Source organism: Streptomyces sp. NPDC087859 (assembly GCF_044742595.1).
GTDB lineage: Bacteria > Actinomycetota > Actinomycetes > Streptomycetales > Streptomycetaceae > Streptomyces > Streptomyces canus_F.
The window spans coordinates 401,957-415,090 of record NZ_JBIUUU010000003.1 but is presented as its reverse complement, the minus strand read 5'-3'; the positions used below and the strand labels follow the sequence as shown (position 1 = coordinate 415,090).

Genomic DNA, 13,134 nt, shown 5'->3' with positions numbered 1-13,134 from the left:
CGTTGAAAAAGGACCCCCGAAGGGGTCCTTTTTCATGTGATCACCCTTGCCCCGGGAACCGTGCAGGTCACAGCGGAGTCCTTGAGGGCATGCGAAGTCGACCATACGAAGCAGGAGATCGTATGAGCGGCTATGCTGCGGCAGACGGCGCGCACACATGTACGCGACACGCCGCTATGGGGCGGTAGCTCAGCCGGTTAGAGCAGCGGACTCATAATCCGTCGGCCGTGGGTTCGAGTCCCACCCGCCCCACCTGCGCAGGTCCGTGACCTGCGGAAACGTTCATTTATTCGGGTGGCGGGGCGTCAACTCCGCCTGGACGGACTGCGTCCGGGAGTCACTCGGAATCGGCCTGTGGGACAGCGCGGCTGTTGATCGCGTCGGCGATGGCGTAGGCGGTGCTGACGAAGGACTCCGCCTGCTGCGCCGACAGGTTCAGCGTGGAGGTCTCCTCCAGGGCCCGCCACATGGCCGCGATGGGCTCCCGCATCGCCCGCCCCTTGTCCGTGAGGTGGACGACCATGACCCGCCGGTCGTGTGCGGCCGGCTCACGTACGAGCAGGCCCGCCTCCTGCATGCGGCGCAGCGACTTGGAGACGGTGGAGTGGTCCAGGCCGACGCTTTCGAGCAGTTCGGACTGGGTCTGGCCGTCGCGGTCGAGGAGCTGCATCAGCAGCAGTTCCTGTCCGGGGTGCAGGTCCATCTCACGGAGCATGACGCCGGCGCGGGCGCGATGAGCGCGGGCGAGCTGGAAGATCGCGTAGCTCATCGGCCCCTCGCTGGCCGTGGACGGGGTGCGGTGTGTGGCGGGCATGATGCGGTTCCTCAGACGGTGTGGGTGGGGTAGTCGGTGTAGCCGGCCACTCCGCCGCCGTAGAACGTCGTCGGGTCGGGGGTGTTGAGCGGCGCGTCAGAGCGTAGCCGCTCGACCAGGTCGGGGTTGGCGAGAGCCAGGGCGCCGACCGAGACGAGGTCGGCCGTGCCGTTGTCGACGTCCTTGGCGCGGGTGACGATGTCGGTGCCGGCCCGGTTCAGGACCAGCGTGGTCGGCCACAGCGTGCGCAGGGTGCCCAGCAGTTCCTCGTCGCCCGCGTGCATCACGTGGAGGTAGGCGAGGCCGAGCGGGCTCAGGGCGCGCAGGAGCGCCGGATACAGCTCGGCGGTGTCGGACTCGGCGATGTCGTTGTAGGGGTTGCCGGGGGAGATGCGCAGGCCGGTGCGGTCGGCGCCGATCTCGTCGGCCACGGCGGCGGCCACCTCGACGGCGAAGCGGATGCGGTTGTCGAGGGAACCGCCGTAACGGTCGGTGCGCCGGTTGGTGTTGTCGGACAGGAACTGGTGCACCAGGTAGCCGTTGGCGCCGTGGATCTCCACGCCGTCGGCGCCTGCCGCGATGGCGGCCGCCGCGGCGCGGCGGAAGTCGTCGACGGTCTCCGCGACCTCCTGCGTCGACAGCGCGCGGGGCTCCGGCATCTCCTGGGGCCCGGACACGGTGAACATGACGCCCTGCGGCCGGACCGCCGAAGGAGCGACGGGCTGACGGCCGTGCGGAGTGTTGTCGGGGTGGGCGATACGTCCGGTGTGCATCAGCTGGATGACGATCCGGCCGTCGGCCTCGTGCACGGCGTCGGTGACCTTGCGCCACCCGGCGATCTGCTCGTCATTGTGGATGCCGGGGGTGAGGAGGTAGCCCTGGCCGTCGGTGGAGGGCTGGGTGCCCTCGGTGATGATGAGCGCGTGCGAGGCCCGCTGGGCGTAGTACTCGGCGTTCAGCTCGGTGGGGACGCCTTCGGGTGTGGAGCGGTCGCGGGTCATGGGGGCCATGACCAGGCGGTGCGGGAGGGGGATGTCGCCGACGGTGGTCGGTGTCCACAGGGCGTTCAGCATGAGGGGTCCTTCGGTGCGGTGAGGGTCGGAACAGGGGGAAAGGCGGGCGTGATCAGTCGACGGTGAGGACGAGCTTGCCCCGGACGTGCCCGGCGCCGCTGACCTGCTGGGCCTTGGCGGCCTGGTCGAGCGGGTAGGCGTTGACGGTGGTGACGAGCTTGCCGGTCGCGGCGTCCTGCGCCAGCGCGGCCAGGCGGGCGGCCGAGCGCTCCTGGCCACCGGTGGAGAAGGTGACGCCGAGCTGGTGCGCGCGGAAGTCGGCGATGGTGACGATGCGCTCGGTGCCGCCGCGCAGGGTGATGGAATCCTCGAGGGCTCCCTTGCCGGCCAGGTCGAAGACCGCGTCCACGCCGTCGGGGGCGAGCGCCCGGACCCGCTCGACCAGGCCCTCGCCGTAGAGGGTGGCGGTGGCGCCGAGTGAGGTGAGGTAGTCCTGGTTGGCGGGGCCGGCGGTGGCGATGACATGCGCTCCGCGGGCCGTGGCGAGCTGGACCGCCAGGGTGCCGACCGCTCCGGCCGCGCCGTGCATCAGTACGGTCTCCCCGGCAACGACGCCGAGCAGGTTCAGGACCCGCTCGGTCGTCTCGCCCGCGACCGGCAGCGCGACCGCGTGCTCCCAGTCGAGGCCGGCGGGCTTGGGGGCCACGGTGGTGGCCAGGGCGTACTCGGCGTACGAGCCGGTGTCCGACCAGCCCAGCACCTCGTCGCCCACCCGCACGTCCCGCACGCCCTCACCCAGGGCGTCCACCACGCCGGCGAGCTCGGCGCCGGGGACGGCGGGGAGCGGCGTGGGGAACGCGGCCTCCATCGCCCCGGAGCGGATCTTGCCGTCCAGCGCGTTCAGTCCGGCCGCCCTGACGCGGACGCGGATCTGGCCGGGGCCGGGCTGCGGGACCTCGATGTCCGCCTCGTGCAGCACTTCCGTGCCTCCGAAACGGTCGAACAGGATGGCTTTCACGACGACTCCTCTCGTGCCGCCACCCATTTAGGTGGCTGGACACATAATCAACCTAACAGCAAAAGTGTGGCTAGCCAAGTATTTGCTGTCGCGCTGGGTGCCTATGCCCGCTGGTTGATGAGGCCGGCGTGGTCCGGGCGAGCGGCGGTACTGGTAGGTGACGCCGTTGGCGACCTTGGCCCGCAGGTGGGGGGCGGTGCCGCAGGGAAGGAACTCCCGCATGATCGACACGTTCCGAACCCGGACATCGGTCGTGTCGTCGGAAACCGTCCCGGGCGCCTGACGGGGTCACCTACCGCCGCATCGGCCGCACTCCGGGCGGAGATCGACGCCCAGACCGTCCAACTCCTGGACCGGGCACAGCAGGAGGGACTCCTCGCCCCGGACGCGGACCTGGAGTGGACGCGGCAGGTGTACTGCGCCCTCCTCGGTGAAGCCCTCAGCAGGCCCGGCGCGGATCAGGACCCGGACGCGCAGGCCACCCTGGTCATCGGCACACTCCTGCACGGCGCGGGACCGCGCGGCTGAGCCACGGCCGCTGGGCAGGGCCCCGGATCCACCGACCGGCTGGCGCCGTCCCGCGTGCGTTGCCTACTCCGCCCCCTGTGCCCTCTCGCGTACGGCGGTGACGTGGGTGACGGCGGCGGTCAGCTGCTTGCGGGCGTCCTCGGGCGGGGGTTCGCCCCGGACGGAGTCCACCAGTTGCTGTGCCGCGCGGTGGAGTTTGGTGTTGGTGTTCTGCGAGGTCATCACCAGGACGCTCCAGGCCTCCTCCGCGCTGAGGGAGAAGGTGGCCATGAGGATGCCGCGGGCCAGATCGATGAGCCCCCGGGTCTGCATCGCCCGCCGCAGCTGTACGACCTCGACCCGTGGGTCCGTCGAGGAGTGCGAGGTGTCGTCCTCCTGGACCATCTCGCCCTCCGGGGCGAACAGGGGCAGGGTGTTGGTGAGGGTGAACACTCGTTCGGCGGCCGGGCTGATGGCGTGGATCGTGACCGTCTTGCACTGGTCGAGGGCCTGCTGCCGGATCCCCAGCAGGGTGTTCAGTCCGGAGCAGTCGCAGAACTCGACGCCGTCGAGGTCCAGGTCGATGCCCTTGCCGGAGTCCATGAGCGCCGAGCGCAGGGTCTGCTGGAGCTGCTGGTCCGCGGCGAGGTCGAGGTCGCCGCGCACGGTGACCGCCGTGCGGTCGCCGTCGGGCCGGGCGCAGACCGTCAGCCGTGTCTCGCCTCCGTGACCGGCGAGCCTCGTGCATCCGTTGACCGGCCCGGCACAGCAGGGTGCCGACTTGGACATGGTCCTCTCCCCAGGGCTGGGAACACCCACCGTTCCGACGTCACCAGGTTCACCCGAACGCTAACTCACGTCAAGGGATACATGAAATTCGCTTCGTGTATTTTCTTACCTGAATCCCTAGGCGTACGATGCCTTCATGAGTGGAGCGACGGAGCCGCACGCGGGGTGGACGTTCATCACCAACCATGCGCGGGTACTGGCGGCCATTGCCGAGAATCAGAGCGCTCGGGTGCGCGACATCGCCGCCCATTGCCGACTCACGGAGCGCGCTGTCCAGAAGATCATTTCCGATCTGGAGCAGAGCGGATACCTGTCCCACACGCGTGAGGGACGCAGCAACACCTACCGGATCGCGCAGGGGAAGATCCTGCGCCACCCCGCCGAGGCCGGGCTCACCGTCGCCTCGCTGCTCGGGCTGCTCGTCCAGGTGGACGGGCACCGCGAAGACGCGCCCCGCGCCGGTGCGATGGCGGTCGAAGAGGTGTGAGCACGCGCGGCGACGCGGGCCCCGGACGGGACCCGCGTCGCTGTGTGCGGGGAGTGTCAGCCGGTCGTCACGGCCGTGTCGTCCACCACGAAGCTGGTCTGGAGCGAGGAGTCCTCGACACCGGAGAACTTCAGCGTGACGGTGGTTCCCGCGAAGGCGGACAGGCTGAAGGACTTCTGGACGTAGCCGGTAGCCGCGTTCAGGTTGGAGTAGGTGGCCAGGGTGGTCGATCCGGCGGTGACCGTCAGCTTGTCGTACTGGGTGCTGGTGGTGGTCTCGGCCGTGTCGATGTGCAGGTAGAAGGTGAATGTCGTGCCCGTGCAGCCGCTCGGGACGGTCACCGACTGGGAGAGCGTGTCGGTGTGGGTGGAGCCGTAGCCGTCCAGCCAGGCCTTGTAGGAGCCGGTGCGGGCCGCCTGGCTGCTGGAGCTGGTGATGACGCCGCTGCTGGCGGTCCAGGTGGTGTTGCCCGACTCGAAGCCCTGGTTGCCCAGGAGTTGGGTCGAGGTGCAGGTGCCGCCGCCACCGCTGGAGCTCACCGTCCAGGTGAAGGAGGCGGTACCGGTCGCGCCCGTGCTGTCGGTCACCGTGACCGTCGTGCTGTACGTGCCCGCGGTCGTCGGGGTGCCGGAGACGGCGCCGGTGGAGCCGCTGATCGACAGGCCGGTCGGCAGGCCGGTCGCCGCATAGGTCAGTGAGCCGCCGTTGGTGCTGCTCGCGCTGATCTGAAGGCTCACCGCGGTGCCGACGGTCGAGGACTGGCTGCCCGGGTTGGTGACCGTGACGCCGGTCGTCGGGACCGTGATGTGGCTGCCGACGTTGATGCCGGCGAAGGCGTTGCCGACTCCGGCGTACTGGGTCGAGCTGGTTCCGTACAGGTCGGCGGCCGCGCTCAGGGCGGCGGTGCGGGCGCCCGCGTACGAGGTGCTGGACGTCATGTACGTCGTCAGCGCCCGGTACCAGATCTGCAGGGCCGCGGCCCGGCCGATGCCGGCGACCGCGACGCCGTCGGAGGTCGGGCTGTTGTAGGTGACGCCGTTGATGGTCTTGCTGCCGCTGCCCTCGGAGAGCAGGTAGAACATGTGGTTCGCCGGGCCCGAGGAGTAGTGGACGTCGAGGTTGCCGACGCCGGAGTACCAACTGTCCGCGGACCCGCCGTCCTTGTCGGGCTCGTCCATGTAACGCAGCGGCGTGCCGTCGCCGTTGATGTCGATCTTCTCGCCGATGAGGTAGTCGCCGACATCGGTCGAGTTGGCCGCGTAGAACTCCACGCCGGTGCCGAAGATATCGGAGGTCGCCTCGTTCAACCCGCCCGATTCACCGCTGTAGTTGAGGTTCGCGGTGTTGGAGGTGACGCCGTGGGTCATCTCGTGGCCGGCCACGTCGAGGGAGGTCAGCGCGTGGGTGCTGCTGGTGCCGTCGCCGTAGGTCATGCAGAAGCAGTCGTCGTCCCAGAAGGCGTTGACGTACGCCGTGCTGTAGTGGACGCGCGAGTAGGCGGCCACGCCGTCGTTCTTGATGCCGCTGCGGCCGAAGGTGTTCTTGTAGAAGTCCCAGGTGGTCTGGGCGCCGTAGTGGGCGTCCACACCGGCGGTCTGCGTGTTCGAGCCGGAGCCGGTGCCCCACACGTCGTCCGAGTCGGTCATCAGTGTGCCGGTGCCGGACGTGCCGTTGTTGAGGCTGTACGTCTTGTGGGTGCCGCGCGTGGTGTCGTTCAGCTGGTACGTCGAACCGGACAGCGTGGTGCCGATGGTGACGGTCCCGCTGTACTGGCTGTTGCCCGTGCCGGTCTTGACGGCCTGGTACCGGTAGAGCTCCGATCCCGTGGCCGCGTCGGTGATGACGTGCAGCTGGCTGGGTGTGCCGTCGTCCTGGAGGCCGCCGACCACCGTCTCCCAGGCGAGCTTCGGCGTTCCGCCGCCCGCCCAGATCACCTTGCGGGCGCTGTCGGTGGTGGGTTTCTCGGCGTCGAGGGCCTGGGCGGCCTTGAGCGCCTTGGTCTCGGCGGCGGACTTGGCGAAGGCGGCGGTGGTGGAGGCGACCTTGATGGTCCGCTTGGTGTTGAAGGTGGTGCTCACCGTGCCGGTGGCCTCGGCGGTCGGCGGGGTGTGCACGACGAGGTCGCCGCCGAGGACCGGCAGACCGGCGTAGGTGCGCTCGTAACGGGTGTGCAGGGTGCCGTCGTTGTCCTTGACGACGTCCTTGACGACCAGCTTCTCCTTCGTGCCCAGGCCGAGTGTGTCGGCCGTCGCCGCGGTCTGCCGGGATGCCTTCTTCAGCAGCGCCGCGTGCTGGGCCGGGGTGAGTTCGGCCTGGAGGCCGCCGGTGCGCAGGGGACTCGGGTGGGGGGAGGTCTCGGCGGCCGCGGGGACCGTCTGTATGCCGAGGGCCAGCAGTGCGGCGGTGGCAGCCAGGGCTCCGGCTGCGGTCGCGGGGCGGGGGGTACGTCTCACTCTTGCTCCTACTGCGACGGCCGCGCGTCGACGGCCGGTGACAGACCGGGCAGACGGGATGTGCTGTCCGGGTCGAGCTGAGCAGGGCCGTGCGGGAACCTCCGCGCTCGGCGTGTGCGGCACGTGCGCAGGGTGGAGGAAGAGTGGCAGATTTGACCGTGGCATGTCATTGAGTCGGGTGTCATTCGAGGGTTATCCCTCTACGACCCCGCTGACCTGTGTGTTTGCTGTGGAGCGGCTCAGCGCTCGGCGGCCTCCAGGACGGCTTCCAACTGCCGCAGCGGCTCGGGGCCGACGAAGCGGAGGACGACGGTGTCGGCGCCGGACGCCCGCAGCGCGCCGATCGCCCCGGCGGCCTGTGCCGCGCTGCCGGAGACGGTGAAGACCTCCTCCTGCGGACGGCCAAGCCAGGCACCGTGGCCCTCGGTGTGCGGATGCAGGGTCCGGGCCACCGCCTCGGGGTCGTCACCCACGGCGCAGAAGGCGAAGACGCTGAGCGTGTGGTCCTCGCCCGCGCCGCCCTTCGCGAGCAGCGCCCGGATGTTCTCCAGATCCCGCGGCCCGTGCCCCTCCGCGATCAGGGTGCCGTCCGCGACCCGACCCGACAGCTCCAGGGAGCGGGGCCGCACCACACCGGCGACCAGCGGCGGCGGCTCGGCGGGCGGGTGGACGAGCCGGACGTCGTCGATCCGCACCTCCCGCCCCTGCGACGTGACCCGCTCCCCGTGGAGCAGCGCCCGAACGGAGGTGATCGTCTCCTCCAGCAGGGCCAGCGGAGAACGCGGCGCGACACCGACCTGCTCCATCCACTCCCGTACGCCATGACCGATCCCGGCCACCAGCCGGCCCGGGAACACCCGTGCCAGCGTGGCCAGTTCCATCGCCAGCAGCGCCGGACTGCGCAACGGCGCCGGTGTGATCCCGATGCCCACCCGCAACCGCCCCGTCGCGCCCAGAGCCACGGCCGCCGCCGACACCCCGCCGTTCCAGCGGAGATCCTCCACCACCCACAGGTCGTCCGCGCCGAGCGCCTCGGCCCGCCGCGCGAAGTCGGGCAGCCCCTCGGGGGCCCAGTCGCGGTCGTACATCACACCGATCCGGAGATTCGTCATACGACGGAACCTACGGTCCGGCCGAGGAATCGATCAACGGGCTTCAGCGCCAAGATCCCACAGGACCGCCTCAGTTCAGACAGACCCCGACCGCCGTACGCAACGCCGTGCGCACCTCCTCGGGCGGCGGCGGGCCGTCGGACCCCGCGCCGGCCGTGAGGGCCGCGGCGATCGTGCGCAGCTTGATGTTGGAGAGCTGGGAGGTCTTGCGCAGGATGGCCCAGGCCTCCTCGGGCGTACACGAGTGCGCGGCCATGAGGATGCCGCGGGCCTGGTCGATCACGGGCCGGGAGGCGATCGCCTGGCGGAGCTGCTCGACCTCCGCGCGCAGCAGACGAAGCTGCTCCGCGCGCTCCAGGGCCACCGCGGAGGAGGCCGGGAGAGCGGGCTCGGGGCCGGTCGGGCGCGGCGCCGTCCGCAGCGGGTCGGCGGTGTCCAGGCCGGCGAGCTCCAGGATCCGGCGCGGCTGGCCGGTCCAGCGAGTGGCGGACACCGGGATGCGCCGCCGATGGCCGTAGCTGTCGAGGACTTCCAGGAACTGGAGCCCGGCGGTGTCCATGAACACCACGGCGGCCATGTCCAGTTCGACCCGGCGGACTCCGTCCGGCAGCGCCGTCAGGGTCTCGTCCAGGACCTTCGCGCAACCGTGCACGAGCTCGCCGCGCGGCCGCAGCTCCGCCCGTCCCGCTTCCGTACGGCCATCGATGACCAGGGTGTTCAGCCGCCCCGTGAGAGATGTGTGTGCTGCTGAGATCATGTCCCCGCCTCGTCGGTCCCCGACCCGTCGTCGCGCTGATGTGCCTCCCTCGTGGCCCACCGGATTCCGGGCGGAGCCGGGCAGCCGGCTCCGCCCGGAATCCGGCGGTGCTGATCGTGCGCCTGCCCGACCCGTCGCGGGCTACACCCGCGAGGCGGGGATTGACAGACCGGCGCCGGGGTAAGCGCGTTTCGTCCACGAGGAACGGGAGAATGCGCACGAGCAGTGGGAGAGGGCGTGCATCTTCACCAGCGAACACCTCTGCGGTCCGCGGGCGCGGCACCGCGCCTCATGGTGTCCGCGTTGCGCGGGCGCAGCGGTCTGCGCGCCGTGGGCGAGGTGGGCCACGGCACGCACGAGATCTGGGAGCGCGCATTGGAGCAGGCACTGGGCGCGCGTACGGACGTGTACCGGCTGGAGATGTCGGAGGTGACCTTCGTCGACGTCGCGGGCGCCGACGCCCTCGCGTCCGCCGCGCGGCGGCTGGAGGAGGGCCGGCTGTTGCAGCTGCACCGCCCGCCGCCCACACTGGGCCGGACGCTGGACATGTTCTGGCCGGGCCTGTCGGGAATCGAGATGACGCTGTCGTGACCGCCGCCTTCCTGCACCCCGCCCTCTTCTACCGGGACGCCCAGGACTACCTCGCCGGCACGATCCCCTTCGTCCACGAGGGCCTCGCGGCGGGCGAACCGGTCGCCGTGGCCGTACCGGGCGACAACCTCCGGCTGATCCGCGACGCCCTCGGCGACGCCGCCGACACCGTACGGCTCCTGGACATGCGGGAGGCCGGCCGCAACCCCGGCCGGATCATCCCCGGCGTGCTGCGCGCCTTCGCCGACGCCCAGCCGGCCGGCCGCCGGGTGCGGATCATCGGCGAACCGATCTGGGCCGGCCGCACCGCCGGCGAGTACCCCGCGTGCGTCCAGCACGAGGCACTCATCAACGCGGCCTTCGCGGGCCGGTTCGCGACCATCCTGTGCCCCTACGACGTCCGACGCCTCGACGAGCGGGTGCTCGCCGACGCCTACGCCACCCACCCCACGGTCATCCCCTCCGGCGGCGGACCGGAACAGAAGAGCGGCCGATACGCCCCCGACGACGTCGTGGCCCGCTACAACGAGCCGCTGCCCGTCGTCGCGGACGTGCTCGCCCTCTGCTTCGACGCCGGATCGCTGCCCGAGGTCCGCCATCTCGCGACCGCCGAGGGCGCCCGGCTCGGGCTGACCGGGGTCGCACTGGAGAACCTCACCCTGGCGGCGGCCGAGCTGACCACCAACAGCGTGGTCCACGGCGGCGGTTCGGGGACCCTGCGGGTGTGGGGCGAGGACGGGTACACGGTGTGCGAGGTGCGGGACAAGGGACGGCTCGCCGATCCCCTGGCGGGACGCCGGCCCGCGTCCCGCGACCAGCGCGGCGGGCGGGGCCTGCTGCTGGTCAACCTGATCGCCGACCTCGTCCGCACCCACACCGGCGAGGAGGGGACGACGGTGCGCTGCTGGTTCGCCCGCTGACACCGCGTCGAACCCTTCGGCCCCCTGACCTCACAGCGGCGCCTGCCACGTCACGGTCGTCCCCGTGCCCCCGTCGTCGGCCGTCCCGTCGTCGTACACCGTCAGCCGTACGCCCTCCCTGCCGTCCGGCAGGACCGCCGTCGCGTCGACCCTGACCTCGATGCGCGCGACGCCGGAGCGACGGGACGCGGCGGCGAGGGCGCGGCGCAGGGCGGTGAGGAGATGGCCGGCCGTCCGCTCGGGGACACGGCTCTCGACCGCGCCGGTGAACTGCGCGGACGGCGCGAAACCCAGCACGGCCGCCGCCCCCGCCGTCTCCCGGAGCACCCTGCCCCGGAACGTCGTCGGGGCGTCCGCGGGCGGCTGCTGCAACGCGAAGATCGTCGTACGGACCTCCTGGACGGTCGACCGGAGCTCGTCGACCGCCTTCCCCAGCGTCTCGTGCACGTCGCCCGCCCCGCTGCGGCGCTGGGCGGACTCCAGCATCATGCCGGTGGCGAACAGCCGCTGCACGACGAGGTCGTGCAGATCGCGGGCGATACGGTCGCGGTCCTCGAAGACGGCGAGGAGCTCGCGGCTGTGCTGGGCGTCGGCGAGGACCAGGGCGAGCGCGGCCTGCGAGGCGAACTGCACCGCGAGCAGGCGTTCCACGGAGGTGTACGGGCGGTCGCCTCGCCGGCGCGGCAGGGCGAGGGTCCCGATCAGCCGGCCGCCGGCCTGGAGCGGCAGCATCATGCTGGGCCCGAACCGGTGCCGTACCGGGGTCGTCATCCGCGGGTCGGTCGCCGAGTCGTCGACGAACACCGGTTCACCGCCGAGGAGTTGCTCCAGCACCGGACTGCCGGGGGCGATCGTCGTGCCGACGATGTCGCCGGGATCGTCGTACGTCGAGGCGGTCACGATCTCCATCCCGCCCTCCTCGGTGGGCTGGAGGATGACGCCCGCGGAGGCGTCGGCGAGCAGGCGGGCGCGTTCGGCGACCGTCGTGAGCGCGTCGGTCGCGGACCCCTCGCCGAGCAGCGCGGTCGTCACGGCCGCCGCGCCCTCGATCCAGCGCTCGCGCTGCCGGGCCGCCTCGTACAGCCGGGCGTTGCCGATGGCGATACCGGCCTGCGCGGCGAGGACGTGCAGGAGCTGCTCGTCCTCAGCGGTGAAGGGGTCCTTGCCCTTGTCCGCGAGGTGCAGCGTGCCGAACTCCTCGTCCTGCACCCGGATCGGCACGGTGAGCGAGACCGCCGTGCGCGGGGCGGTGCCCGGCGAGCGAAGCGAGATGGGGGTCCCCCCGGACGAAGTCTGGGGGAGGAGCTCGATGAGTCCGTCCTGGCCCGGGTCGGCCGTCCCCAGCGCGGCGTACCGGGCGCCGGTGAGGTCGGCGGCGGCGTCCACGATGTGCTGGAGGGTGGTGCGCAGTTCGAGATCGGTGCCGACGCTGAGGACGGCTTCCAGGAGCGGGGGGAGGGGATCGTCGGCCATACGGTCGATGGATACCGGTGTCGGTGTCGGTCTCGGTGCCGGCGTCAGTCGGCCAGCGGGTCCAGTGCCAGCGGCTCGATACGGCCCTCCAGCATCGCGCCGAGACCCTCCACCGCGCACACCTCGGGCCGCTCGGCGATGTGCACCGGCATGCCGGTCGCGTGCCGCAGCATCTGGTCGAAGCCGGGGAGCAGCGCGCTGCCGCCGACCATCATGATCCCGCGGTCGGCGAGGTCGGCCACCAGGTCGGGCGGGCAGTCCCGCAGCACCTTGCCGATGCCGTCGAGCACGGCGGTGAGCGGGGTCTGGATCGCGTCGCGGACGGCGGCGGTGTCGACCTGGACGGAGCGGGCGAGCCCGGTGGCGACGTCCCGTCCGTGGATCTCGGTGGAGGCGGGGCCCGAGGCGGTGAGGCCGTTGCCGGACAGGGCGAGCTGGAGCGGTCGTACGGACTGGCTCGGCAGCATCAGCTCGTGCTGGTGGCGCAGGTGCTGCACGATCGCGTGGTCCACGGCCTCGCCGCCGACGGGGATGCGTACGGCGTTGACGATCGAGCCGAGGGAGAGCACGGCGACCTGGGTGGCCGCGGCCCCGCACACCAGCACCATCGTCGCCTCGGGACGCTCCACCGGCAGTCCGCAGCCGACGGCGGCGGCGATGAGCGTGTCCACGAGTTCGACGCGGCGGGCTCCCAGCCCGACCATGGTCTCGATGCAGGCGCGCTGGGCCAGGGGGTCCGCGTCGTGCGGGGTGCAGGCGGCGGCGCGCAGGATCGGCTTGCGGCGCAGCGAGCGGCGGATCTTGTCGCCGAGCAGGTGGCGCAGCATGCGCTGGGCCATCTCGATGTCGACGACGGTGCCGCCGGAGACGGGGCGGACGACACGAATGTAGTCGGGGGTACGGCCCGTCATCTTCTCCGCGAACTCGCCCACCGCGATCAACGCGCCGGTCCGGGTGTTCACGGCGGCGACGGACGGCTGGTCGACGACGAGCCCGGCGCCCTTCACGTACACCCGCGTCCTCGCCGCACCCAGATCGACGGCGAAGTGGCAGCGACGCAGCTGCTCCAGACTGGCGGTGGCGGTCATGGGCAGGTCCTCCCGAGAACACAGACCGTGGCCGCGCCGGGTGGCGGGGCTCATTGGCATCGTGTGGGGGGCGGGAGTGGGGCGCCTTTTGTGGGGGGCCGGGTGGGGGGAG

13 protein-coding genes and 1 tRNA gene are annotated in these 13,134 nt (G+C 71.5%); 5 read left to right on the top strand and 9 right to left on the bottom strand.

The window, feature by feature from the left end; translation table 11 throughout:
* Window positions 1-178 precede the first annotated feature (178 nt).
* A tRNA-Ile gene (locus ACIOHP_RS09280) sits at window positions 179-252 on the top strand.
* A gap of 85 nt (window positions 253-337) precedes the next feature.
* On the opposite strand, the gene ACIOHP_RS09275 is transcribed toward ACIOHP_RS09280, so the two are convergent.
* The 3 genes from ACIOHP_RS09275 to ACIOHP_RS09265 are packed head-to-tail and all read right to left on the bottom strand — an operon-like array spanning window position 338 to window position 2,845.
* Entirely contained in the window at window positions 338-814 is a 477-nt protein-coding gene (locus tag ACIOHP_RS09275) for a MarR family winged helix-turn-helix transcriptional regulator (protein ID WP_401884914.1), read from the bottom strand.
* 11 nt (window positions 815-825) lie between these two features.
* Complete coding sequence (locus ACIOHP_RS09270) at window positions 826-1,887, bottom strand: alkene reductase (RefSeq protein WP_401884912.1); 1,062 nt, start codon at window positions 1,885-1,887, stop codon at window positions 826-828.
* Window positions 1,888-1,939: 52 nt separating this feature from the next.
* A complete protein-coding gene (locus ACIOHP_RS09265) occupies window positions 1,940-2,845 on the bottom strand; it encodes an NADP-dependent oxidoreductase (RefSeq protein ID WP_401884910.1) in 906 nt (301 codons plus the stop codon).
* Between the two features lie 186 nt (window positions 2,846-3,031).
* Between ACIOHP_RS09265 and ACIOHP_RS09260 the strand changes: the two genes are divergently transcribed.
* Window positions 3,032-3,373 (top strand): hypothetical protein, encoded by a 342-nt coding sequence (locus tag ACIOHP_RS09260; RefSeq protein ID WP_401884908.1) that lies wholly within the window; start codon window positions 3,032-3,034, stop codon window positions 3,371-3,373.
* Between the two features lie 63 nt (window positions 3,374-3,436).
* Here the strand turns inward: ACIOHP_RS09260 and ACIOHP_RS09255 are convergent, their stop codons facing one another.
* On the bottom strand, window positions 3,437-4,141 hold the full coding sequence (locus ACIOHP_RS09255; protein ID WP_401884905.1) for an ANTAR domain-containing protein: 705 nt from the start codon (window positions 4,139-4,141) through the stop codon (window positions 3,437-3,439).
* A gap of 136 nt (window positions 4,142-4,277) precedes the next feature.
* Between ACIOHP_RS09255 and ACIOHP_RS09250 the strand changes: the two genes are divergently transcribed.
* Entirely contained in the window at window positions 4,278-4,628 is a 351-nt protein-coding gene (locus ACIOHP_RS09250) for a MarR family transcriptional regulator (protein WP_361540396.1), read from the top strand.
* A 56-nt stretch (window positions 4,629-4,684) separates the two neighbouring features.
* On the opposite strand, the gene ACIOHP_RS09245 is transcribed toward ACIOHP_RS09250, so the two are convergent.
* The 3 genes from ACIOHP_RS09245 to ACIOHP_RS09235 all read right to left on the bottom strand — a co-directional run bounded on the left by ACIOHP_RS09245 (window position 4,685) and on the right by ACIOHP_RS09235 (window position 8,950).
* Window positions 4,685-7,081, bottom strand: coding sequence for a M4 family metallopeptidase (locus ACIOHP_RS09245; RefSeq protein ID WP_401884902.1), 2,397 nt, complete (start codon window positions 7,079-7,081; stop codon window positions 4,685-4,687).
* A 239-nt stretch (window positions 7,082-7,320) separates the two neighbouring features.
* A complete protein-coding gene (locus ACIOHP_RS09240) occupies window positions 7,321-8,193 on the bottom strand; it encodes an LLM class flavin-dependent oxidoreductase (protein ID WP_401884899.1) in 873 nt (290 codons plus the stop codon).
* 70 nt (window positions 8,194-8,263) lie between these two features.
* On the bottom strand, window positions 8,264-8,950 hold the full coding sequence (locus ACIOHP_RS09235; protein ID WP_361540387.1) for an ANTAR domain-containing protein: 687 nt from the start codon (window positions 8,948-8,950) through the stop codon (window positions 8,264-8,266).
* A gap of 237 nt (window positions 8,951-9,187) precedes the next feature.
* Here ACIOHP_RS09235 and ACIOHP_RS09230 point away from each other — a divergent pair, with 237 nt between their 5' ends.
* Window positions 9,188-9,541 carry an STAS domain-containing protein gene (locus tag ACIOHP_RS09230; RefSeq protein WP_401884896.1) on the top strand — a complete coding sequence of 118 codons (354 nt, stop codon included), beginning with the start codon at window positions 9,188-9,190 and terminating at the stop codon, window positions 9,539-9,541.
* Window positions 9,538-10,461, top strand: a complete 924-nt coding sequence (locus tag ACIOHP_RS09225) for an anti-sigma factor RsbA family regulatory protein (RefSeq protein WP_401884894.1) — start codon at window positions 9,538-9,540, stop codon at window positions 10,459-10,461. The genes ACIOHP_RS09230 and ACIOHP_RS09225 overlap by 4 nt, the downstream gene beginning before the upstream one ends.
* Window positions 10,462-10,491: 30 nt before the next feature.
* Here ACIOHP_RS09225 and ACIOHP_RS09220 read toward each other — a convergent pair whose 3' ends face one another.
* Both ACIOHP_RS09220 and ACIOHP_RS09215 read right to left on the bottom strand, forming a co-directional pair.
* The gene (locus ACIOHP_RS09220) at window positions 10,492-11,934 is read right to left on the bottom strand and encodes a GAF domain-containing protein (RefSeq protein ID WP_401884892.1); all 1,443 of its coding nucleotides are present in this window, start codon (window positions 11,932-11,934) and stop codon (window positions 10,492-10,494) included.
* Window positions 11,935-11,978: 44 nt separating this feature from the next.
* Window positions 11,979-13,022, bottom strand: a complete 1,044-nt coding sequence (locus tag ACIOHP_RS09215; protein ID WP_046263702.1) for a rod shape-determining protein — start codon at window positions 13,020-13,022, stop codon at window positions 11,979-11,981.
* Between the last annotated feature and the right edge of the window lie 112 nt (window positions 13,023-13,134).